This is a genomic window from Methanosarcina mangrovi (genome assembly GCF_052057765.1).
Taxonomy (GTDB): domain Archaea; phylum Halobacteriota; class Methanosarcinia; order Methanosarcinales; family Methanosarcinaceae; genus Methanosarcina.
Genome location: NZ_CP195120.1, coordinates 3,671,163 through 3,694,395 on the forward strand (window position 1 = coordinate 3,671,163; position 23,233 = coordinate 3,694,395).

17 protein-coding genes and 3 rRNA genes are annotated in these 23,233 nt (G+C 46.1%); 9 read left to right on the plus strand and 11 right to left on the minus strand.

Going from position 1 to position 23,233, the window contains the following annotated elements:
* Nucleotides 1–71 precede the first annotated feature (71 nt).
* The 5 genes from ACSAZL_RS16260 to ACSAZL_RS16280 all read left to right on the plus strand — a co-directional run bounded on the left by ACSAZL_RS16260 (nt 72) and on the right by ACSAZL_RS16280 (nt 3,146).
* Nucleotides 72–230 carry a hypothetical protein gene (locus ACSAZL_RS16260; protein ID WP_440945647.1) on the plus strand — a complete coding sequence of 53 codons (159 nt, stop codon included), beginning with the start codon at nt 72–74 and terminating at the stop codon, nt 228–230.
* 48 nt (nt 231–278) lie between these two features.
* Nucleotides 279–596, plus strand: a complete 318-nt coding sequence (locus tag ACSAZL_RS16265) for a HesB/IscA family protein (protein WP_440945648.1) — start codon at nt 279–281, stop codon at nt 594–596.
* 86 nt (nt 597–682) lie between these two features.
* Nucleotides 683–1,045, plus strand: coding sequence for a nascent polypeptide-associated complex protein (locus tag ACSAZL_RS16270; RefSeq protein ID WP_440945649.1), 363 nt, complete (start codon nt 683–685; stop codon nt 1,043–1,045).
* Between the two features lie 864 nt (nt 1,046–1,909).
* Nucleotides 1,910–2,869, plus strand: coding sequence for a sodium-dependent transporter (locus tag ACSAZL_RS16275; protein ID WP_440948880.1), 960 nt, complete (start codon nt 1,910–1,912; stop codon nt 2,867–2,869).
* Nucleotides 2,870–2,894: 25 nt separating this feature from the next.
* Nucleotides 2,895–3,146 (plus strand): hypothetical protein, encoded by a 252-nt coding sequence (locus ACSAZL_RS16280; protein ID WP_440945650.1) that lies wholly within the window; start codon nt 2,895–2,897, stop codon nt 3,144–3,146.
* Nucleotides 3,147–3,404: 258 nt separating this feature from the next.
* Here the strand turns inward: ACSAZL_RS16280 and rrf are convergent.
* From rrf to ACSAZL_RS16295, 3 genes are all read right to left on the minus strand, one after another.
* Nucleotides 3,405–3,526, minus strand: a 5S ribosomal RNA gene (gene rrf / locus ACSAZL_RS16285).
* A 74-nt stretch (nt 3,527–3,600) separates the two neighbouring features.
* Nucleotides 3,601–6,504: ribosomal RNA gene (locus tag ACSAZL_RS16290) — 23S ribosomal RNA — on the minus strand.
* Between the two features lie 207 nt (nt 6,505–6,711).
* Nucleotides 6,712–8,189 (minus strand): 16S ribosomal RNA (locus ACSAZL_RS16295).
* The 16S, 23S and 5S rRNA genes sit together here, the layout of an rRNA operon.
* Before the next feature lie 836 nt (nt 8,190–9,025).
* On the opposite strand from ACSAZL_RS16295, the gene eif1A reads away from it, so the two are divergent.
* The 3 genes from eif1A to ACSAZL_RS16310 are packed head-to-tail and all read left to right on the plus strand — an operon-like array spanning nt 9,026 to nt 10,696.
* On the plus strand, nt 9,026–9,361 hold the full coding sequence (eif1A, locus tag ACSAZL_RS16300; protein ID WP_440948881.1) for a translation initiation factor eIF-1A: 336 nt from the start codon (nt 9,026–9,028) through the stop codon (nt 9,359–9,361).
* A gap of 1 nt (nt 9,362) precedes the next feature.
* On the plus strand, nt 9,363–10,151 hold the full coding sequence (locus tag ACSAZL_RS16305) for a serine protein kinase RIO (RefSeq protein ID WP_440945651.1): 789 nt from the start codon (nt 9,363–9,365) through the stop codon (nt 10,149–10,151).
* A complete protein-coding gene (locus ACSAZL_RS16310; RefSeq protein WP_440945652.1) occupies nt 10,148–10,696 on the plus strand; it encodes a KH domain-containing protein in 549 nt (182 codons plus the stop codon). Before ACSAZL_RS16305 ends, ACSAZL_RS16310 begins: the two co-directional genes overlap by 4 nt.
* A 32-nt stretch (nt 10,697–10,728) precedes the next feature.
* On the opposite strand, the gene ACSAZL_RS16315 is transcribed toward ACSAZL_RS16310, so the two are convergent.
* On the minus strand, nt 10,729–12,141 hold the full coding sequence (locus tag ACSAZL_RS16315) for a dihydroorotase (protein ID WP_440945653.1): 1,413 nt from the start codon (nt 12,139–12,141) through the stop codon (nt 10,729–10,731).
* Between the two features lie 49 nt (nt 12,142–12,190).
* Between ACSAZL_RS16315 and ACSAZL_RS16320 the strand changes: the two genes are divergently transcribed.
* Nucleotides 12,191–12,427, plus strand: coding sequence for a hypothetical protein (locus tag ACSAZL_RS16320; RefSeq protein ID WP_440945654.1), 237 nt, complete (start codon nt 12,191–12,193; stop codon nt 12,425–12,427).
* Nucleotides 12,428–12,517: 90 nt separating this feature from the next.
* Here ACSAZL_RS16320 and phoU read toward each other — a convergent pair whose 3' ends face one another.
* The 7 genes from phoU to ACSAZL_RS16355 all read right to left on the minus strand — a co-directional run bounded on the left by phoU (nt 12,518) and on the right by ACSAZL_RS16355 (nt 23,168).
* Nucleotides 12,518–13,168, minus strand: coding sequence for a phosphate signaling complex protein PhoU (phoU, locus tag ACSAZL_RS16325; protein ID WP_440945655.1), 651 nt, complete (start codon nt 13,166–13,168; stop codon nt 12,518–12,520).
* A gap of 6 nt (nt 13,169–13,174) precedes the next feature.
* Nucleotides 13,175–13,951: a phosphate ABC transporter ATP-binding protein PstB gene (gene pstB / locus ACSAZL_RS16330; protein ID WP_440945656.1), complete on the minus strand. Its 777-nt coding sequence runs from the start codon at nt 13,949–13,951 to the stop codon at nt 13,175–13,177.
* Nucleotides 13,952–14,002: 51 nt separating this feature from the next.
* Entirely contained in the window at nt 14,003–14,926 is a 924-nt protein-coding gene (pstA, locus tag ACSAZL_RS16335; protein WP_440945657.1) for a phosphate ABC transporter permease PstA, read from the minus strand.
* A 2-nt stretch (nt 14,927–14,928) separates the two neighbouring features.
* On the minus strand, nt 14,929–15,819 hold the full coding sequence (gene pstC, locus ACSAZL_RS16340) for a phosphate ABC transporter permease subunit PstC (RefSeq protein ID WP_440945658.1): 891 nt from the start codon (nt 15,817–15,819) through the stop codon (nt 14,929–14,931).
* Nucleotides 15,820–15,851: 32 nt separating this feature from the next.
* Complete coding sequence (locus tag ACSAZL_RS16345) at nt 15,852–16,775, minus strand: PstS family phosphate ABC transporter substrate-binding protein (protein WP_440945659.1); 924 nt, start codon at nt 16,773–16,775, stop codon at nt 15,852–15,854.
* Nucleotides 16,776–17,739: 964 nt separating this feature from the next.
* Entirely contained in the window at nt 17,740–20,547 is a 2,808-nt protein-coding gene (locus ACSAZL_RS16350; protein ID WP_440945660.1) for a DNA-directed DNA polymerase, read from the minus strand.
* Nucleotides 20,548–20,690: 143 nt separating this feature from the next.
* Entirely contained in the window at nt 20,691–23,168 is a 2,478-nt protein-coding gene (locus ACSAZL_RS16355) for a tetratricopeptide repeat protein (RefSeq protein ID WP_440945661.1), read from the minus strand.
* Between the last annotated feature and the right edge of the window lie 65 nt (nt 23,169–23,233).

Genomic DNA, 23,233 nt, shown 5'->3' on the forward strand with positions numbered 1-23,233 from the left:
AAATATTAGAAGAAAAATATATAAGATAGAAAATATATTTACATATTGGTAGAAAACGGATTTTTAAAAGGATGGAAATCTCCAATCTACCTTTTGAAGACTTCTTTGACAAAATTCTCCAGAAAAAAGAGATATTACCTCACATAGCATTATATGTATTCGATGCAAGAGTATATAACGCTGAGGAGTTATTTGTAAGCTGTAACGGATGGCATTTTACAGAAGATTAAGGTCTTCAGTATTTTAAAGTTATAAAAAATAAATAGAGGTGTATATAAATGATTGAAGTAACAGAAAAAGCCGCTGCAGAGCTTAAAACACTGCTGGAACAGGAAGGTAAGTCTGACCTTGCACTCAGAATCTTTGTTGCTGGAGTAGCTTGCAGCGGGGTCCAGTATGGGCTCGCCCTCGATGATGAAGTGAGCGAAGACGATGTGACGATGGAGAGCAACGGAATTAAGCTGGTAATGGCAAAAGACATTGAGAGGAGCTTCACTGACGGCAGCATCGATTATATTGAAGATGAAAATGGAAAAGGCTTCCTTATTCGCAACCCCAGTGCCGGCGGATGCGGAACCTGTGGCGGTTGCCACTAAATAGAAGTAAAACCGCGCTAGGGTATGAAAAATACCCGAACCTGCAGAAGCAAATAAGAAAATAAAAACAAAGGAGAAGGGAATCTATGTTTCCAGGAATGGGAGGCGTGGGAGGCCGGGGAATGAACCCGGCTAAAATGAAACAGATGATGAAGCAGATGGGGATAGATGTTAAAGAACTTAAGGATGTTGAAGAGGTTGTTATAAAGACTGCCGACTCTAACATAGTTATTGAGAACGCAAACGTCACTATAATGACAGTCCAGGGTTCGGAAACATATCAGATTGTAGGCGATGCAAAGGAAGTCCCAAAATCTCTGGAAATCCCTGCCGATGACATCAAACTTGTAATGGAGCAGACCGGCGTCTCCGAAGAAGAAGCCAGGAAAGCCCTGAAGAACTCAAACGGAGATCTGGCAGAAGCCATTGTGGCACTTTCTTCTGCCTGATTCCTTTTCATTTTATAAAGTCCTCATTTACGAAATCCTTATTTTACAAACTTCTCATTTTACAAACTTCTCATTTTACAAACTTCTCATTTTACAAAAGTTCCCATTTTGCCGTATTCTTGAAAGAAATTATTTTGAAGACAGCATCCTGAAGATCTTGCCGGAAAGATCTTATCAGAATCGTATCAACACATTTCATCAGATATCCGGAAAAAAAATCCGGAAAAAAAATCCAAACGTTTTAAGAATATATACGATATCAGCATCATTATCCTTGAAAATAGAAGATATGTTGTAATATTTACAAAATTTTCATTCTCATTTTTGTAAAGAATTAACATTCAGAGGAATGTTGCATCCTCGAGTGTCGGCTGCAAATAATATAAAGAATTTATCCATCGAGGGGGCATATAGTTTTACTTCAAAAATATAAAAAAGAATACAAAAAGGATATATTTTTAAGTTGCTAAACCGATTATTTTGAAAAATAGGCAAATGTGACATCGTTTTTCAGAATATTCCTTCGAAGAACCCGGCATAGCCTCAATCTGTACAGGATTATGTACAGGATTAGAGAAACATAAAAGCTGGAATACTATCCTGTATAGCAAATAACTCAACACACGGAAATTCATCACTGGGAACCCTCAGATTTGGAATCGGAGAGACGGACTTGAAAGAACGGTGCAATGGAGAAAGCTAGGGAAAAAGATGTCAGAAAAGAAAAATGTCGAAAGGGAGCAATTCGCAAGCCGGATAGGCTTTCTACTTATTTCAGCCGGGTGTGCAATCGGACTGGGAAACGTCTGACGCTTTCCCTTTATCACCGGAAAATATGGAGGAACAGCTTTCGTCCTGGTCTACCTGGCATTCCTGCTCTCACTTGGTCTCCCGATCATGGTAATGGAATTCGCAATTGGTAGGGCCGGACGCCTCAATATCGCCGCAGGGTCCATGAGAGCCCTGGAACCCGTAAACAGTAAATGGCATATCTTCGGATACCTTGCGATCGTAGGAAATGTTATCCTGATGATGTTTTACACAACTGTAGCTGGATGGGGTTTTGCCTATTTTTATAAAGAACTTACAGGTGCTTTCAACGGACTTTCCCCGGAAGAAATCGGAACCACTTTCGGAACGTTCCTTGGAAATACCGGAGAACTGATCTTCTGGATGACTCTGGTGGTAATTCTCGGCTTCTTCGCGTGCTCCCTTGGACTTCAAGCAGGTGTTGAAAGAATAAGCAAATTCATGATGTCCGGCATGTTCATAATGCTTTTAATACTTGTCTCCAAAGCTGTGACCTTACCCGGGGCATCTGCAGGCCTGAGTTTCTACCTTAAACCGGATTTTTCGAATTTTAATTGGGAAGGCGCATACGCTGCAATGGGACAGGCATTCTTCACTCTGAGCCTCGGGATAGGAAGCATGGCAATTTTTGGCAGCTACATAGGAAAAGAACGCCCCCTTACAGGAGAAGCCCTGGGTGTCATTGCTTTTGATACTCTGATTGCGCTCCTTGCAGGGCTGGTGATTTTCCCTGCTGCTTTCGCTTTCGGTGTGGATGCCGGATCTGGACCCGGCCTTGTTTTCGTAACCCTCCCGAACATATTTAACCAGATGATAGGAGGCCAGTTATGGGGAAGCCTCTTTTTCATGTTTCTGACCTTTGCAGCGATGACAACCGTTATCGCAGTATTCGAAAACATTATGGCCTTCACGATTGACGTGGGGTTGGGAACGGAAAAAAGCTGCTCTGAGAAACGGGGTTGGTATGTTTATTTTCTCTCTTCCGTGTGCTCTTGGTTTTGGCTCCTTGAGTAGATTTGAACCCCTCGGAGAAGGCACTATGATCCTGGACCTTGAAGACTTCATCCTGAGCAATAATCTTCTTCCAATAGGAGCCCTCGTTTTTGTGTTCTTCTGCACCAGAAACTCCGGCTGGGGTTGGAGGAGTTTTATAGAAGAGGCTGACACAGGAATAGGTTTCAAATTCCCTAAATGGCTCAAACCTTACGTACGCTCTTTCCTCCCGCTAATTATACTTATAGTACTCATCAAAGGATGGATGGATTATATTGAGATAAAACAAATAGTATAAGCCGAATAAAAAAGATTTTAGGAAGAACAGTACCTGAGATATTTCTTTTCTGTTTCTGTTCCTAAAAAGGACATCTGCTTCAAATAGGAACGCTTTTATGAACCGGAAAAAGGTGATGGAACAGGCAATATCCCCAATAAAGGAAGATTATAAACAAAAACCTTAGAAAAACAATAGAAAAAATGTCAGATAAAATCAGTAATTTAGAGAAAGAGTAATTCAAAAAGCAATTTTAAAATAGAAAGTAATATAGGGTGAATTTGGCAGCGATCCAGAGTTCCCGAAGGCTCGCACACTTCAGTACAGTAAGGAACGCGGGCAGGCTTATCTGCTGTGTTCGGGATGGGTACAGGAGTTGCCCTGCCGCTATGGCCGCCAAACTCGACCTATAAATAGGATATGGGAAAAGTCATGTATAGATGTGCTGCATACCGGATTTCGCCTGGACCTGAATTAAGTGAAAGGAACGAATGGTTAGTTAACGCGGACTGAACACCTCGTTGCCTTGGTGCTTACATCCCGTTTCTATCAAACCGGTCTTTTACCGGAATCCTTAAAGAGGTCTCTTTTTAGGTCAGATTTCGAGCTTAGATGCATTCAGCTCTTATTCCTTAGCGCGTAGCTGCCCGGCGATGCCCTGTCGGACAACCGGTACACCAGTGGCGCCGCTGCTTGGTTCCTCTCGTACTAAAAGCAGCTTACCCGCAGACCTCTGGCACCTCTAGTAGATAGTAACCGACCTGTCTCACGACGGTCTAAACCCAGCTCACGATCTCCTTTAATAGGCGAACAACCTCACCCTTGGCCGCTGCTGCACGGCCAGGATGGAAAGAACCGACATCGAGGTAGCAAGCTGCCGGGTCGATATGTACTCTTGCCGGCAACGACTCAATTATCCCCGGGGTAACTTTTCTGTCATTTTTGGCCCCCACCAAGGAGGCTCAAAAGTTCGCTAGAGCCGACTTTCGTCTCGTCATCCACTGCTGTGCTGAATAACGTCAGGCTGACTTATGCTCTTGCACTCTTCAGCGAGTTTCCGACCCGCTTGAGTCAACCATTGCGCGCCCTTGATATCTTTTCAAGGGCGTCCCGCCCCAGGCAAACTGCCCACCTATCGGGGTCCTCTTCTCAGAGTTAGGGTCGTAGTCCCGGAAGGGTAGTGTCCCAATTGCGACTCCACGAATGCTGGCGCACCCGCTTCGACGTCTCCTACCTACACTGTACATCCAGAACCACAACCCAACGACAGGCTGCAGTAAAGCTCCACGGGGTCTTCACTTCCCCCTAGAGGTCTCTAGACTGTGCACTAGAATGTAAGCTTCACCGGACTCCAGTTAGGGACAGTAGGGCTCTCATTGATCCATTCATGCAAGTCGCCAATTAAGCGACAAGGTACTACGCTACCTTAAGAGGGTCATAGTTACCCCCGCTGTTTACAGGCCCTTCTTCCCGTTGAACCGGGGTTTCAGGTACCTGCACTGAGCAGGATTCAGAGATTGTACTAGCCCTTACGGGTTTGCAATCTCCTATGTTGGTATTAGACAGTTAGAGCCCCCTGGTCACTGCGACCTGCTGTCTACACAGCAGGCACTCCTTATCCCGAAGTTACGGAGCTAATTTGCCGAATTCCCTTAACTGAATTACTCCGACACGCCTTAGCCTTTTCAGCTAGGGGCACCTGTGTCAGTTCTCGGTACGGACATTTAGCTGTCCTTTTCACGGGTCCCTGGGTGCAGCCGACTTTAGCCATAACAGATTCGCCCGATTCTCGCCATTACGGCTCTCCACGGGATTCGCTGCTTAGACGGCGCGACGACGCCGCTCGGCCTGCCCTGAGACGTCAGACTAAACGCTAAATGGTACAGGAATATTAACCTGTTTCCCTTTCGGCGTACTCGAATTACGGTACGTCTTAGGACCGACTAACCCTCGGCTGACGATCATTGCCGAGGAAACCTGGCCCCTTCGGCGGCAGGGATTCTCACCCTGCTTTGCTGCTACTATTACCAGGATTTTCGTTTGTGAACGGTCCACAGGACTTTACAGCCCTGCTTCTGCCCGAACACAACGCCTTCCTACGAGATTACCTTGCGGTACTCCGTGGTATCGGTGGTCGACTTGAGCCCCGTCAATTTTCGGGGCCCCAAACCTCGACTGGTGAGCTGTTACGCACTCTTTGAAGGGTAGCTGCTTCTAAGCTAACCTTCCAGCTGTCTTGGGCTTGGGACGCCCTTTAGCGTTTACACTTAGTCGACACTTGGGGACCTTAACCACGGGCTGGGTTGTCTCCCTTACGGACTACAAGCTTACCCCAGCAGTCCGGACTCCGACTTTCTCAGATGACGGTGGGTTTGGAGTTTGACAAGCGGGCGAGGGGTTTCCCCCCCGGAACCGCCAATCAGTGCTCTACTCCACCGACGGTCTCCAGTCAGGTCATGCTGCGACATGTTTCGGAAGGAACCAGCGGATGCCGGGTTAGATTAGCATTTCACTACGAGACGCAGGTCACACGAATGATTTGCAGATCAACACCGCTTGCGGTCCTCCACGTAGCTTTCGCCACGCTTCAACCTGCCCACGCCTAGATCACCCGGCTTCGGGTCGTACCCCGGTGACTCCACGCACTTGTATACGTCGTGCCTCGCCCAAAGGCTGCGCACATGTTGCTTTCGCTTCGGCTGCCCAAGTAAAAGGTTAGCCATTGCCACCAAGATACACTCCCTGGCCCGTTCTTCAAAACGTAAGATACGACACTGGCAGTGACATTCGTACAACATCCTCGCGAATGATTCCTTCATGTCAAAGATCCTTTCATGCCGTATCGTTCCATCACTATCAGGTTTCAGGCACTTTGCACCTCCCTTCTCGGGGTACTTTTCAGCGTTCGGTCACCCTACTATTTCGCTATCGGTCTCAAGGAGTATTTAGTTTTGGAGGTTGGTGCCCCCCAGATTCCCGCACGATATCCGACGCACGGTACTCAGGGACATGTTCCGGTCTTTTGGCGTACATCTAAGTGACTGTCACACTCTATGGTCTGCCGTTCCAGGCAAGTTCGATTTTGCCGCCAGACGTTTGAACAGCCCTACAACACCACATGTCCCCGAAGGGATTCGGTTTGAACTGTGCCGGTTTCACTCGCCGTTACTTACGGCATCTCAATTGATTTCTTTTCCCGCTCCTACTGAGATGTTTCAATTCGGAGCGTTCCCGATCATGACTGATCACTAGGGAGAGGTCCCATTCGGAAATCCCGGGTTCATTGGCTCCATGCACCTACCCCGGGCTTATCGCAGCTTGGCACGTCCTTCATCAGCTCTTGAGCCGAGCCATCCACCTGATAGCATAATTCCTAATTACCTAACCAGGTCCAGTAAGCGTCCAGTATACAGCACCTATACACGACTTCATATGCCTGCGGTTCCGCGCAGGCTATCCATCCTTCCCCGAAAAACTACTTTCCGGGTGCACTTGATGATTATAAGATTAATGGAGAAATCCTGAGATTTCTGATTTGAGGATTTGTTCGGTTTATCGGCATCTGGGTGATAGTGTTTTTCGGCTTAGGAGGTGATCCAGCCGCAGATTCCCCTACGGCTACCTTGTTACGACTTAACCCCCCTTGCAAAATTCAGGTTCGAACACGGCACTGAGTCCGTGCCCTCACCCATACCTCACTCGGGTGGTTTGACGGGCGGTGTGTGCAAGGAGCAGGGACGTATTCACCGCGCTATATTGAAACGCGATTACTACGGATTCCAGCTTCACGAGGGCGAGTTACAGCCCTCGATCCGAACTACGGATGGGTTTGTGAGATTACCAACCCCTTTCGGGGTAGGGACCCATTGTCCCATTCATTGTAGCCCGCGTGTAGCCCGGGAAATTCGGGGCATACTGACCTACCGTGGCCCGCACCTTCCTCCGATTTAACACCGGCGGTCCCCACAGAGTACCCATCATCCCGGAGGACATGCTGGTAACAGTGGGCACGGGTCTCGCTCGTTGCCTGACTTAACAGGATGCTTCACAGTACGAACTGGCGACGGCCATGCACCTCCTCTCAGCGATTCAGGCAAGGTCTTCAGCCTGGCCTACATATTGCTGTCGTCCCCGGTGAGTTGTCCGGCGTTGAGTCCAATTAAACCGCAGGCTCCACCCGTTGTTGTGCTCCCCCGCCAATTCCTTTAAGTTTCAGCCTTGCGGCCGTACTTCCCAGGTGGCTCGCTTCACGGCTTCCCTGCGGCACCAGACACGGTCGCGCCATGCCTGACACCTAGCGAGCATCGTTTACGGCTGGGACTACCCGGGTATCTAATCCGGTTCGTGCCCCCAGCTTTCGTCCCTCACCGTCGAACCCGTTCTGGTAAGACGCCTTCGCCACAGGTGGTCCCACAGGGATTACAAGATTTCACTCCTACCCCTGTAGTACCTCTTACCTCTCCCGGTTCCAAGCCTGGCAGTATCCCCCGAAAGCCTAATAGTTGAGCTATCAGATTTCCCGGAGGACTGACCAAACCGGCTACGGACCCTTTAGACCCAATAATCACGATCACCACTCGGGCCGCCGGTGTTACCGCGGCGGCTGGCACCGGTCTTGCCCGGCCCTTGCTAACAGGTGTATTTTACACACCCGGACAGCCAGCATATGATGCTGGCACTCGGTGTCCCCTTATCACGGTTTCCCGCATTGTAAAGTTTTCGCGCCTGCTGCGCCCCGTAGGGCCTGGATTCATGTCTCAGAATCCATCTCCGGGCTCTTGCTCTCACAACCCGTACCCGTTGTCGGCTAGTAGGTACATTACACCCACTACTACCTGATAGGCCGCAGACCCATCCTTGGGCAGACGAATCCGTTTTACGCATAAAGCATTCCAGCACATATGCGTTATCCGGTATTATCCCCAGTTTCCCGGGGTTATCCCGAACCCAAGGGCAGGTTATCCACGTGTTACTGAGCAGTACGCCATGTTCACGAAGAACATATGACTCGCATGGCTTAGGCGAACACCGATAGCAGTAACCTCTGGCAGGATCAACCAGAATTATTAATGTATCGCACACTTCAAAATTAAAGGTCTTGGTCGCAGAAACTTGCACTAACAACATCAATTCAGTTAGTTCATTTCGCGATAGATATTGTAGAAAACATCTATCACCCAGAATTAACCGAACCGACAAATCCTCGTCAGACAGGAAATAACTCCTGGCTCCATTTAAATGAGAAGTAATTGCTGCATTTATAATACAGGAAAATATAGTTATGCGCTCATAGTATTTAAAGGTATTGATTTGCCCCCTGAACAGAGAGGATCTTTACCAGATCACCATGAGAAAAACCATCTAACATGTGTTTAGATCCACGTTAGAACGGGAATATATATGTATGCGCTCATAGTATTTAAATGTAACTATTCCCTTTTCAGGGGAAAATATCAAACAAAATGACTATGAGAAAACCAGCCAGCACAACAATATTCATGCTGGAACGGGAAACACATATACATTAGTTTTAATATATAAAGCTTTTCATCCAGGATACATTTGAAAGAAAAACAAACATAACATATAATGAAATTTTGTTTTTTCAGTTCCCGAATTCCACCCTGGAATTAATAATTCAAGAGCGGAGCACGCTTGTTCTGCGTGTGAGACATACAAAGACACATCCGATATATATACCTGTCGCCCTGTAATCTACTTAGAAAAAAATAATAGTATGAAGAGACAAAAAGTAAGCCGAAAAGCGCAGCATTAAAATAACAACAGGAAGTTGAAAGTCGCACGACAAATAACCTTAAAGACCGAAAAAAGAGATATAGGATATTTAGGGCTATAAAAATAAAAAAAACAATAATAATTGAAAACTAATTTAACGAGGTATCACACTGGCAGACTTAAAGAAACCTACATCAAGAGCCTCTCCCAGCACAGAAGAAACAGTCACAAGAGTACGCACCCCGCGCAGGGAAAATAACGAGATTCTGGCAACCGTGGAAAGCCTCCTTGGTGCAAACCGCCTCAGACTCCGCTGCATGGACGGAGTCGTCCGTATGGGAAGAATCCCGGGTTCGATGAAAAAGAAAACCTGGATTAGAGAGGGAGATGTTGTAATTGTTGTCCCATGGGAGTTCCAGAACGAAAAGGCAGACGTAATATGGAAATACACAAGGCCACAGGTAGACTGGCTCGAGAGAAAAGGGTACCTGAAAGGATAACATGGGAATGGACGAGGACAAAAAAATAAAGCGCATTGACAGCGCAAGGGATAAGTCGCGTGCAAGGGAGAAAGACTCCGACAGGCTGAAGGTGGAAGAAAATGTATTCGACGTACCCACCCTTAAAATCCTTTATACCCTTTCTAACAAAGGCATAATAAAGGCAATGGGGGGAGCTATCAGTACTGGAAAGGAAGCGAATGTCTTCTATGCTGAAGGCGAGGAAAGGGAACTGGCAATAAAGATATACCGAATTGCCAGCAGCACTTTTAAGGCAATGGATGCCTATATTATGAAAGACCCTCGCTTCACGAATATCCGAAATAACAAGCGAGATATCATTTTTGCATGGACACGCAAGGAATTGCAAAACCTGAAGCGTGCAAAAAGCGCAGGAGTGCGAGTGCCTGAGCCGATTATTGCAGAGAAAAATATCCTTATCATGGAGTTTATGGGAGAAGAAAAAGCACCCTATCCCCTGTTGAAAAACACGCCCCTGAAAAATGATGAAGCAAAACTTGTTTATGACAAGATCGTCGAATATATGCGCCTTCTCTATAAAGAAGCGAACCTCGTACATGCCGACCTGAGCGAATACAATATCCTCATCGATCCGGCAGATACGACCCCTATTTTCATCGATATGGGGCAGTCTGTGACGCTGGAACATCCTAATGCCAGAGAGTTTCTCTACAGAGACGTGCAAAATATACTCAGGTTCTTCGGCCGCTATGGGATAACGGACAAACCTGAAGAACTACTTTCAAAAATACAGGCTGATACAACATGACCCAGTATGTCAAAATTCCCAAAGAAAGAATCGGAGTAATTATTGGTCCGAAAGGAGAAACAAAGAAGTTTATCGAGGAGAAAACTGCCTGTCAACTGGAAATCGAAAGTGATAGCGGGAAAATAGATGTTACCTGCGAGGATGACCCATTAAAAGAATTCCGGATTCTTGAAACCCTCAAAGCCATAGGAAGAGGTTTCAGTCCCGAAAAAGCTCTAGAAATCCTTGAAGATGACATGCTGATGCTTGAGGTCATCGACCTCTCTGACGTTGCCAGCACCCCAAAAGAGCTCCAGCGCATAAAAGGCAGGATTATAGGCAGAAATGGGCGAACCCGGGAGCTTGCGGAAAGCCTGATAAATGTCAAGATCTCCGTGTACGGAAAAACCGTATCCATACTCGGGTACCCCGAGCAGAACACCATAATACGGACAGCCGTAAAAATGCTGCTTGACGGAGCTACCCACGGCGCAGTCTACAAATTCCTTGAAAAGAAGCACCAGGAATTGCTGCACTCGCAGCTGGACTCAATCGACTTTTACTGAAAAAATGATTAAAAAAGGAGAGTTCCGGGACCTCAATCCGATCCGGCCTCTTCAAAATATTCTTCTTCGCTTTCTTCGTCCTCTTCAGACCTTTTCCCACTGCCCTCAAGGAAGTTACCCCTCCCAGGCTTTGCATTAATGGCTTCTTCCATCCAGATTACCTCCCCCCGGGAGAGCGTATACTCAGGAAAGACCGCATCCATCCCTTCAAAAGGAGTCCATCCGGCTTTACTGTGCAGCATTTCAGCTCTTATGGGTTGAAGGTTTCGCGGGTCCACAATCACAAGGTCTGCATCAAAACCTACCTCAAGCCTACCTTTGCCCAGGCAGTCAAGCCCGAAAGCCTTTGCAGGATTCCAGCTCGTAACCATTATCATCTGCGAAAGGGGCAGGATATTTTTCCGAACCGCGGCAAGCATGAGAGGCAAAAGGGTTTCAACCCCCGGCACCCCGGAAGGAGCTGCCCTGATGTCGAGATCCTTTTCAGACTCAAGGTGGGGAGCGTGGTCTGATGCCACCATGTCGATAGTCCCGTCATTCAGCCCGTTTACAAGCGCTTTAATGCTGTGGCTTCCCCGCAGAGGAGGGTTCATTTTACCAAAAGCCCTGAGCCTTTCCCAGTCTTTTGTAGAGAGAAACAGGTGATGAGGGGTGACTTCACAGGTAAAAAGAGGTTTTTTGTTCTCTCTTTTTGCAAGATATTTTTCTTTTCGGATCATCCCCACAGCTTCAAGCGTGCTCAGATGGCAGAAATGTGCCCGGACCTGAAGCCTGGAAATGAGTTCAAGAGCGCTCTGGACAGCCGAGGCCTCGCAGGCGTTAGGGCGCACCTTTGAATGATAATCATAAGAAACATCCCCTTTCAACAGCTGCTCCAGTTCAAGGCGCATCTTTTCATCTTCGGCATGGATTGTAGCAAGGGCTCCGAGCTTTTTGATCTCAGCCAGGGCTTCTTCAAAGGTTTCTTCATTGATGTTCAGCCCGCCCGTAGACTCAGCCATGAAGATCTCCCCGAAAGCCGTGACCCCCAGCCTCCAGAGTTCTTTGAGCTTTTCTATGTTTCCCGTAACTCCCCCGTTAATCCCGAAGTCAACAATGGACTTCTTCCGGGCAAGTTTGAGCTTCTGTTCAAAAGAACGCCTTTCCGTTGTAGGAGGCAGGGTGTTTGGCTGATCAATAACAGTGGCAATGCCCCCGGCAGCTGCAGAGCAGGATCCCGTATACCAGTTTTCCTTTAGGGTCATGCCCGGTTCCCTGAAGTGGACGTGCACATCAATTCCGGCAGGCAGGGTAAGCGCTCCCCCTGCATCTATCACCATATCCGAACTTGAGACCCTGAAATCCTTTCCGATTTTTGTAATTTTACCGTTCTCAATAAGGAGTTCAGCAGGCTGAAGAGAGTTATTGTAATAAATTCTCGTATTTTTGATGTGAATATCAGGCATGGGCGTCTATATGCTGAAAACGTACTTAAAACATGTACATCGACGGAAATTGAGAGCCAGGCATGAAGAAAAAGCGAAAGCAAGCGTAAGGAAAAGCTTTCTGAAGCGAAAAGAGGAGGAACAAAACAAAGAAGAACAAAGCAAAGAAGAACAAAACAAAGAAGAACAAAGCAAAGAAGAACAAAGCAAAGAAGAACAAAACAAAGAAGAACAAAGCAAAGAAGAACAAAGCAAAGAAGAACAAAGCAAAGAAGAACAAAACAAAGGGGAACAAAGTAAAGAGTAGAAACTGAAAATAAAGGAGAAAAATAAGAGTGAAAAAGAAAAAAGGAAAATTATATCCTTTCGGAAGCTACCGAATAGTCACAACTCCATTTTAGTTTAGTTTGACATGTTCAGCCGTGGTAAGATAGACAACACTTTCGCAGATGTTGCAGCAGTGGTCTGCAATCCTTTCAAGGTAGCGGATCAGGAAGAGCAAATAGGTGGCTTTGGAAATAATATTTGTGTCTTTGGCCATCATTTCTATTAACTCTACCCAGACCGAGTAAAAGAGTTTGTCAACCTCGTCATCCCTGGCAGCTGTCGCCCTTGCAAGTTCCGGGTCCTGAGTCTCGAAAGCCTTGAGGGAATTTGTAAGCATATCCCCCGCAATATCGGCCATTTTTCTCGTATCTACGAGAGGCTTAACGTGGTCACCTTCGATTTTTTCAGGGATTTTGGCAATATTGATCGAAAGCCCCAGAATCCGCCGGAGGTCTGCTGCAATCTTGAGAGCTGACACAACAAGCCGGAGGTCGCTTGCCATCGGCTGCTGAAGCGCAAGCAAGTCGAAAATCGAAGTCTCGATTCCTTCCTCAAGCCTGTCCATTTTTGGTTCGAGGGCAAGCGTCTTTTTAGAAAGCTCAACATCGAGATTTATAACCGCATCCATGGAATCACTGAAGACAAACTCAGCCATTTCTCCGAGGGAAGATACGGACTCCCTCAGCAGGTCCAACTGTGCAAGATATCGTTCTCGAGCCATTATAGATCACCCGAACCTGCCGGTAATGTAGTCTTCGGTACTCTGCTCTTTAGGATTGTGGAAAATCTGTCTTGTCTGCCCGAACTCAATCAATTCCCCCATAAGGAAAAATCCGGTATAGTCCGAAACTCTGGCTGCCTGCTGCATATTATGAGTTACGATTACTATGGTATAATCTTTTTTAAGGTTCATGATGAGTTCTTCAATCCGTGACGTCGAAATCGGGTCAAGAGCACTGCACGGCTCATCAAAAAGGATAATTTCCGGTTTCACTGCAAGCGTCCGGGCAATGCAAAGTCTCTGCTGCTGCCCCCCGCTCAGGGAAAATGCAGTTGACTTTAGCCGGTCCGAGGTTTCATTCCAGAGGGCAGCCGAACGGAGGGCAAACTCAACAATACTGTCAAGGTCTTTCTTATTCACACCATGTATGCGTGGTCCGTACGCAATATTATCGTAAATTGACATTGGAAAAGGGTTAGGCTTCTGGAAAACCATGCCCACGCGTTTCCGGAGCTCAACGACATCCACACCTTTTTCGTAAATATCCTCGTCCTCAATTGAGACTTTGCCTTCTATCCTGCAGTTCTTAATAAGGTCATTCATTCGGTTCAGGCAGCGAATGAAAGTGGATTTTCCGCAGCCTGAAGGCCCTATAAGGGCGGTTACGCTGTTTTTGGGGATCTGCATGGAGATATTTTTAAGGGCCTGCTTTTCCCCATACCACAGATTCAGGTTTTCTACTTCTATCTGGGGCTGAGCTACGTTTTTAAGAGATTCAGTCATTTAGTGTACCTCAATTATCACATGAACTTTGAAAAATTATTAAAAATTTGATCAGATTTGCAATTTTTTTCTGTAATGCCTGCGGATCAAAACCGCTATAGCATTCAAGCCCAGCACGATCATCAACAGGACAAGTGCAGTTCCATACTGAAGGGGCCTGGTTTTAACAATGTTCGTCCCCGACGTGGCCAGCACAAAGAGATGGTAGGGAAGAGCCATGAACTGAGAATATATCGAGTCAGGCAGCCTCGGCAGGAAGTAAGCGGCACCCGTAAGAAGAATAGGAGCCGTTTCCCCTGCAACTCTTCCAATACTCAGAATGGAACCGGTGACTATTCCAGGGATGGCTGCCGGTAGCACTACATGCCTTACAGTCTGCCATTTGCTGATTCCAAGCGCAAGAGAAGATTCCCTATACTCTTTAGGCACTGCAATCAGGGCTTCCTGACTGGAACGGATAATCACGGGGATGATCAGAAAAGAGAGGGTGAGGGAAGCCGACAGTATGGAAGAACCGAAACCGAAGTACTTAACAAACAGGGCCAGCCCGAAAAGCCCGAACACTACGGAAGGTGTCCCTGCAAGGTTGTTGATTGCCATTTCTATAAGCCAGGTGGTGCGTGTTTCTCCTGCATATTCGTTCAGATAGACGGCAGCCATAACCCCCATAGGAAGAGCTACAGCCATTGAGCCTATGATGAGGAGAACAGTGCCTACAATTGCCGGATAGATGCCCCCCTGAGTCATTCTCATGCGAGGCATCTCAGTAAGGAATTCAACACTAATCGCACTATACCCGTTGTAAATAATATAGGCAAGGATAACGACCACAAAACCGGCTACCAGCATTGCTGAAAGGCCGAGCAGTGTAAAGGCGACTCTTTCACTTGTTTTTGCATTGAATCCCAGACCCAGTCCACCCTGCACCCGAAAAGATTTATGATCATTTTCATTTACCTGTGAATTTAATTCCATGCTCAGTCCACCTTGAACCTGTATCGTTTTTTGATCGAATCCGCAATCAGGTTAATCAGGAAAGTTATGATGAAAAGCACAGTTCCGACTGCAAAGAGGGCATGGAAGTGAGCACTCCCCTGAGGCACCTCCCCCATTTCAAGTGCTATTGTGGCAGTCATTGTCCTTACAGGATCAAGGATGCCCCCCGGAAAAGCAGGGATCACTGCAGTATTTCCGGTAACCATCATGAGAGTCATCGTCTCCCCTATGGCCCTCCCTATGCCGAGCATTACGGCGGCTGAAATTCCGGAAATGGCTGCAGGGACTATGACCTTGTACATGGTTTGCCACCTTGTAGCCCCCAGAGCAAGTGAACCCTGCTTAAGAGTGCTTGGGACCGAACTTATGGCATCTTCTGAAATAGTAATTATCGTAGGAAGAGCCATAATTCCAAGCATAATGGAACCCGTAAGAGCGGTTTGCCCGGTAGGCAGGTTAAAGGTTTTCTGCACGACCGGAACCAGAATTACGAGCCCGAAGAACCCGAATACTACAGAAGGAATCCCTGCCAGGATCTCGATAAAAGGCTTCAGGGCATCTGCAACCTTCGGGTGTGCAATCTCAGAAATATAAATCGCAGAAGCAATCCCCAGAGGTACTGCAAAAAGGATTGCTCCGGCAGTGACAATAAGAGAGCCGAAAAAGAGAGGTAATAGCCCGAACTGTCTGTTCACGGATGTAGGGTACCAGAATTTTCCCGTAAGAAAGTCCAGAAGTGACGTGTCTTTAAAGAGAAGTAAACTGTCCCTGAATAAAAAAAGGCATATAAGGAAAAGGATGACGACCGTAAGGGCGCTTACCGAGAACAGCACCGACTCGATCGTCTTTTCCTTATAATTCCTGTTAAACATATTTTTCCCTTGAAATACCTTTTACCGTTTAATTACTGATCTACAGGGAAGTACCCGACTTCCGTCACAAGGCTCTGCCCGGTCTCACCCAGCACAAAGTCGACGAATTCTTTGGTGAGGCCCGAGGGTTCCCCGTCGGTGTAGAAGTAGAGAGCTCTCGCAAGCGGGTATGCACCACTGAGGATGTTTTCGGGACTTGGAGCTTCAAAGCCGTTCCCGGCATCCAGACTTAAGGCTTTTACGCTGTCATCGAGGTACGCAACACCGATGTAACCGATAGCATTGGCGTTCTGAGATACCTCACCCACAATTCCGCCTGTTGCAGGCTGTGTAAGAGCATCAGGTCTGTACTCGTCCTCGAGTAAAACTTCTTCCTTGAAGTATTCGTAAGTTCCAGAACTGCTGTCCCTGGAAATAACTACAATCTCCTGATCCTCTCCGCCAACATCTTTCCAGTTGCTGATGCTCCCGTTGTAGATGCCGCGCAGCTGGTCAAAAGTAAGTTCGGTAACAGGGTTCTCAGGATTTACAATTACGGTAATACCGTCATAAGCAATAGTAGTCTCCACCGGAGTGATGCCGTTTGCGTTAGCAGCTTCGATTTCTTCAGCTTTCATTTCTCTGGATGCGGTAGCAATATCCACCTCGCCGTCGATTAGAGCTGCAATCCCAACCCCGGATCCGCCCCCGGTAACGGTTACACTTTTCTCAGGGTACTCAATCATAAACTCTTCAGCTTCAGCCTGAGCAAGAGGGAGAACTGTGTCCGAGCCTTTCAGAAAAATGCTCTGCGCTTCGGCTGCAGGAGCTTCAGCTGCAGAAGTTCCCTCAGAAGAGGTTTCCTGAACTGAAGAAGAGCCCTCACTATTTTCATTACCAGTACAACCAATTCCCAGAAACACGAGCCCGATAACCACTAAGGTCAGGACTGCGTAAGTTTTTAATTTATTTACCATATCAAAAGTGCTCCTTAAATTAAATATTAACAAATTAACAATCTATATCCGTCTAAGATGTTTCCAGAACAATTCACTATAAAAAGAGAAGAATATATAAAGATTCGCCATATATAATGTATTGAAGTATATACAATCAATACACCTCAATTAAACCATTTTGCTATATAGCAGATATATAAAATATATATTAACATAACAAATAACCTTTGAAAGAACTGGCAGACAGCAGTCAGAATGTTAATATTCTAACACGTATCAACAGGCTGATTCTTTCGTATCAGTCTGCTAACCCGGAAAGGAGAAAAAGAGTGAGATGCAGTTAATGATTTTTTGAAACGATACAAATCATTATCGAAGAAACAAACGAACTGGCAGTCCCTGATCAATTAGTTGATCATTCCGAAATTACAGAGAAAAAAAATTCAGTTTTCCTCCCTCCGAATCACAGAGACCTGTTACCGCCCAGCCCAGCCCGGAAAAAAACAATCTTTAAACAAGTGACGCAATTAAGAGAAACAATACGCTGATAAATGTCCCCCGGTTCAAGAGAATATTTTCCTTAACTCCGGAAACCGCATTTCAATTTACATGTAAACATCAGCGTCTCCTCCAGCCTGTCTGGCGGCCCTGCAAAAAAAAGAAGCAAAAGAAAAAAGTATAGGTTCCCTTGCAGGCATCACAAATCATTCCTAACTACTGGCTTGTTTCTCTCTATTCTTCTATCTCTTCTCTGTCTTTTAGGGAAAGACAGCTCTCTTTCGTCAAGAGGGACAAAAACGACACAACGCAGCGAATGACATTGTATGGGGGAGAAAAATATTTATTTAGTCTGCTTGAGCGAGCAAAGCGAGTGAAAAGGATTGCGGGCTGTTGCGATTACATCGTAATTCCCGGGAAATCTCCGGTTTCATGTGATTCCGAATCACAATTCGGGAAGCGCAATCCGGGAGTGAGTCGGGCGTCAGAAATCGAACAGGGAACGCTGCTCTGCACGCCCGTTTTCCAGGCACTGGGCTTTCTCTTCCGGGGCTTTTTCTTCCGGGACTTTCCCTTTGACCCCCTTTTGAGAGGACACTTTCTCCTGCTTTTTCACTTCAGGTTTCTTCACTTCAAAATCAAAGAGACCTTTCTGCTTTGCATCAAAGTCAAGAGAGGACATTTTGACCCCGAAGACTTCCAGAATACGTTCAACCGGAGGCAGGATCTGTTTCTTAACGTAATAATCGACGTCTATCGGCACATTGTGCTCTCGGACATAGTCAGGGTCCTCAGCCCGGTCTACAAAGAGGCCTTTTCCTGCAGTGATGACAAAGGGGATCCTTGTCCCTATCGAAGGCATGACTCCGGTACGTTTTTTCAGATTTTCCGCAACGGTCAGGTGAGGCTGCTTATTCTTGTAGCTGTCTGCTTTCCGGGTAAGGGTCCGGGTCAGGATAAGCTTCTCAATAATCCCGGCATCCTTTCCCGGATCAAGGTTTTTGACATCGCTGACCACGTTGCGGACATGTTCTACAGCCTGGTCGACATCACCCTCTATAAGCACAAGCTCAAGAACCCTGTTAAGGGTCATCGAAGTCAGTTCGCACCAGTCCCTGCGCACGGTTTCCATGCCTTTGACCTTGATCTTGCTTTCCCAGCCCGAGTTTCTGGGCTCAAAAAGCCAGAGAGCATAACGTTTCTTTGCAATGAGCAGGGCGCGCTTTGCAACGGATTCGAACTCGAGTTCCATGGGATCGGGAAGAGATGCGGAAACGATTTCCGAAAGTCTGTTCCCTACAAAACTGACCTCTTCAAGCGAAAGGTCTCCTTTTGACCTGCAGTGTACAAAAACACTATCCGTATCCCCGTAAGCAACTGACAATTCGACTATCCTGTCCTGAGAGGAGAGTTTTCCTGCCTCTTTGAGAAGTAAAGCTTCCGAGTCCCTGAGGACGATTTTTCCTATCCCGCTGTTGATGAGATCCCGGGTGTTAAGTATATTGCTCCGTCCAAAACTGGTTACGGCGTTTGCAAGCGTCAGGCTGTAGAGCCTTGCCCTGGCATATCCCGAATAGCCGTAAAAACTATTCAGCAGGATTTTTATGGCTAGCTGGGTGGCATCAAGTACACGATACTCGTTTTCATCCGAGGTCCGCTTCATCCTTTTCTTTGTCTCTCCCCTCTTGTTAAGAAGGTCTTCAAGAATGGAAGGCACAATACCCCTGAACACCTCAGGAGGTACGAATTCTCCCCCCGAAGGAGGCTTGATTGTTTTCCCATCAGGCCGGTCCCCGGTCACGACAGTTGTGTAACAGAGGTTGTGAGCCATCATGATGGTCGGGTAGAGAGACTTGTAGTCAAGGATCAGCACATTTTCCAGAAGCCCCTTCTTCGGTTCCAGGACTTCTCCGCCTTTCAGGTCCGAGCTCATATCGTACCTTTCAGCCGAAAGTTCATCCCCCGGTTTTGGGAGAATAACCCTGTCCTTCAGCCCGAATTCCCTGAGGAGAAGCGTTTCAACCATGGAAGTCTGGCCCCCGTCAACGATTTCCTGGAGCAGGCTCCCGCTCACCTGGGCAAGAGCAATGTATTTATCAAGGAGCCTCAGCTCAAGGACAAGCTCAAGGGCAAGCTCGGAGTCCCTGCGGGCATAGTCGACAAATTTCCGGAATTTCCCCCCCGAGTCATTCCAGTGCTCTTCCATTTCCATAGGAGCAACATCAAGTTTTTCCCGGCTCAACAGTTCTTTGGAAACGGCTCTCAGGGTATACTGCTTCAGGCTGAAAGCCCGCCTTACAAGAGGAAGGGCGTCAACAACCACCCTCCCTTTCATTTCGGTCCGGGTAATGAGCCCGAACCTTCTATACCCTATCGGGCTGCCGTCCCTGCCAACAACCGGGTTGATAGTTTCCCCTTTTGCAACGAGGGCTTTGATCCTGTCCGTGATATATGGAATATCGAAATCCTGGTGGTTATACCCTGCAACAATATCAGGGTCGTATTCGCAAATGATCTCGAAAAATTTATTCAGCATCTCGGTTTCGTCCCTGCAGGGAAGGACATCCCCGTCCATCCCGGCAGCAGGTTTTGCCAGCAGAATAAGGGTCTTATGCCCTTTATACTCAGGCTCGAAAGAAAAGCTGATCATGATTATCGGCGAGACATCCGGAGAAGGCATTCCTCCGTCAAGAGGCAGACATTCAATATCAAAAGAAAGATATTTCAGTGGAGCAATGGTCAGGTTTTCGACTCTCTTTAGCCCGGAAGCAAGAACTGCAGAATCACATGCAAAGTTTTCACAGCGGGAGCTTCCTGCAAAGCCTGCCCTTAAGTACCTTACAGGGTCAACCGGCTTTCCGTCTGCAGAAACCCAGACCATGCCTCCAAGGTCCCGGTCAATTAAAAAGCGGTTTCTGAAGAGAATATCACTTTCGTAAACCTGCCAGTCGCCTTCGGCTCTCAGAACATCCCTGATTTTCAGAATCTCGTCCCTTATCTCAGGCACATCCCTCGGCAGGCGGGTGGTGATCCTGAGCATTTCTTTCTTTGTTTCCTGGTAACCCACGGGTTCGAACTTTTCGACAATTTCTACCTTTTTGACCTGCTCAAAAGTGTCTGTTACAAGCCTTGCTACGGCATGCAGGTCTCCAGAGGCCTTGAGATAAAAGTAAGGCTCAAAATCCGGGACAAAGCAGCATACACTTTTTCCGTCCGCTCCCCTGCCGAAGAGACGGATGACAGGACTACTGTCGACGATTTCGTAATCTGCATCCAAGATCTGAAAATCCATAGGCAGGTTTACAGCTTTAGGTAGACATATAGCTTTTGTTATACAGAAGAAAGCAGCACATAATAAAAAAGAAATAGAATTTAGAAGGAATATGAGTTGATAAAGAGGAATTTCGGAAAGGAAAAAGAGAAATGAAGGTTTATTCATTTAGTGGAATTTTTAAGTGAATTTAAGTAGTACTCACAAAAATCAATTATTTTTGGGTCTCTGAGCTCTTTACCTATTAAAAGAGACATTTCAAAATGTTCAAGTGATTTCTTTACGTCACCAAGTCGCATATAAACGGCACCAAGATTACAAAGCCATGACCCTTCCCCACGTCGGTCACCGACTTCTCGCGAAATTGAAAGTGCCTGCTCATAATACTCAATAGCTTTAGTAAGCTCACCAAGAGCACCATAGGAACTACCAATGTTACCAAGAATTGATTCCTCGTTGCGCCGATCACCAACTTCTTGAGAGATAACAAGAGCTTGCTCATAATATTCAATAGCTTTAGTTACTTCACCAAGATCACTGTATACAGTGCCAAGGTTGCAAAGATGGTGGCCTTCTCCACGCCGAAATCCAGTCTTTTGTGAAATCGCAAGCGCCTGCCGATAATATTCAATAGCTTTAGTAAGCTCACCAAGATCTTTATATGCGTTGCCTAAGTTTCCAAGACGGTTTCCTTCCCCATGACGATCACCAATTTCTCGAGAAATTAAAAGAGCCTGCTCATAATATTCGATGGCTTTAGTAACCTCGCCAAGATGATAGTAAGAACTACCAAGGTTGTTAAGATGATTCCCTTCTCCGCGTCGGTCGCCAATTTCTCGAGAAATTAAAAGAGCCTGCTCATAATATTCAATGGCTTTAGTGATTTCACCAAGGTCGCTATAGACATTACCGAGACCACCAAGATGATTCCCTTCTCCGCGTCGGTCGCCAATTTCTCGAGAAATTAAAAGAGCCTGTTCATAATATTCAATAGCTTTAGTAAATTCACTAAGGTCGCTGTAAGCACCTCCAAGCCTACCAAGATGATTTTCTTCGGCATGCTTATCACTAATTTCTCGAGAAATAATAAGGGCCTGCTTATAGTACTCAATGGATTTAGCGACCTCACCCAGTTGTCGGAAAGCGTTACCAAGGTTGCCAAGAAGCGACCCTCCATTGCGGCGATCACCAACTTCCCGAGAGATTAAAAGAGCCTGCTCATAATATTCAATAGCTTTAGTTACTTCACCAAGATGATAGTAAGAACTACCAAGGTTGCCAAGAAGCGACCCTTCATTGCGGCGATCACCAACTTCTCGAGAGATTAAAAGAGCCTGCTCATAATATTCAATAGCTTTAGTTACTTCACCAAGATGATAGTAAGAACTACCAAGGTTGCCAAGAAGCGACCCTTCATTGCGGCGATCACCAACTTCTCGAGAGATTAAAAGAGCCTGCTCATAATATTCAATAGCTTTAGTTACTTCACCAAGATGATAGTAAGAACTACCAAGGTTGCCAAGAAGCGACCCTTCATTGCGGCGATCACCAACTTCTCGAGAGATTAAAAGAGCCTGCTCATAATATTCAATAGCTTTAGTTACTTCACCAAGATGATAGTAAGAACTACCAAGGTTGTTAAGGTGATTTCCTTCTCCGCGGCGGTCGCCAATCTCTCGAGAGATTAAAAGAGCCTGCTTATAATATTCAATAGCTTTAGTTACTTCACCAAGATTAAGGTAGGAATTACCAAGGTTGTTAAGGTGATTTCCTTCTCCGCGGCGGTCGCCAATCTCTCGAGAGATTAAAAGAGCCTGCTTATAATATTCAATAGCTTTAATATCCTCACCAAGATCACTGCAGATATTCCCGAGTTTTCCAAGGCTTAAACTTTCTCCACGATGATCCCTAATGACCCGCGAAATTCGAAGAGATTCTTTGAAATAGGTTATTGCATCATTAGGATAACCCCTAAGTAATTTAATTGTCCCAAGCTTGTAATTCCAGTAAGCAGACTTTTGGTTATCAGTTACTCCTTTTTCTTGAGATTTCTTCAATAGCCGAGAGTAATAAGCCCACCTATCTTCAAGTTCCTTTTTGCTTAAGAATATAAGCTCTGTATCACCAAAATCAATAGCTGTCCTTACAACTTCTTCTTTTTTCATATCAAATTCAAGGACAGTGGTGCGCCAGGAAAAAAAATCCGGTGCCTCCTTGAGGACCTTTGAAAGAGAAGTACTGTTAATCCAGATAATTACAGGATGCTCAATAGTCAGAAAGCGATCACGCATCATATTCAAAAGAAGAAGCGCTTCAGATTTTCCCTCAGTGGTCTTTTTCTCTATTGCTTTGTCCAATCCGAAAACGAAGAATGCTATTTTTTTATTTTCTTTTATATTTAGAGCATATAATTCCGAGGCTTTCGCCTCATTTAACAACTTCAAAAGATCAGAAGAAGACTCACTCATATTGATATCGTAAATAAAAAGTTCGCCTTCTAGCCTTCTAACAGTCTCCATGTAAAGCGCATTGCAAAGAACTGGTTCGTTGCAACGCACAAAAATAATTGTAAGGTTTTCTGAGATACTTAGGAGAGTAACCAATTTATCCAGTTTGTAAAGATGTTCAGGTTCAAGCTCCACTTTTGCACCTCGTTTGCAGACTTATTAATTGGTTTCATTTATTTCGTGTAAGTGCAAATTTAGAT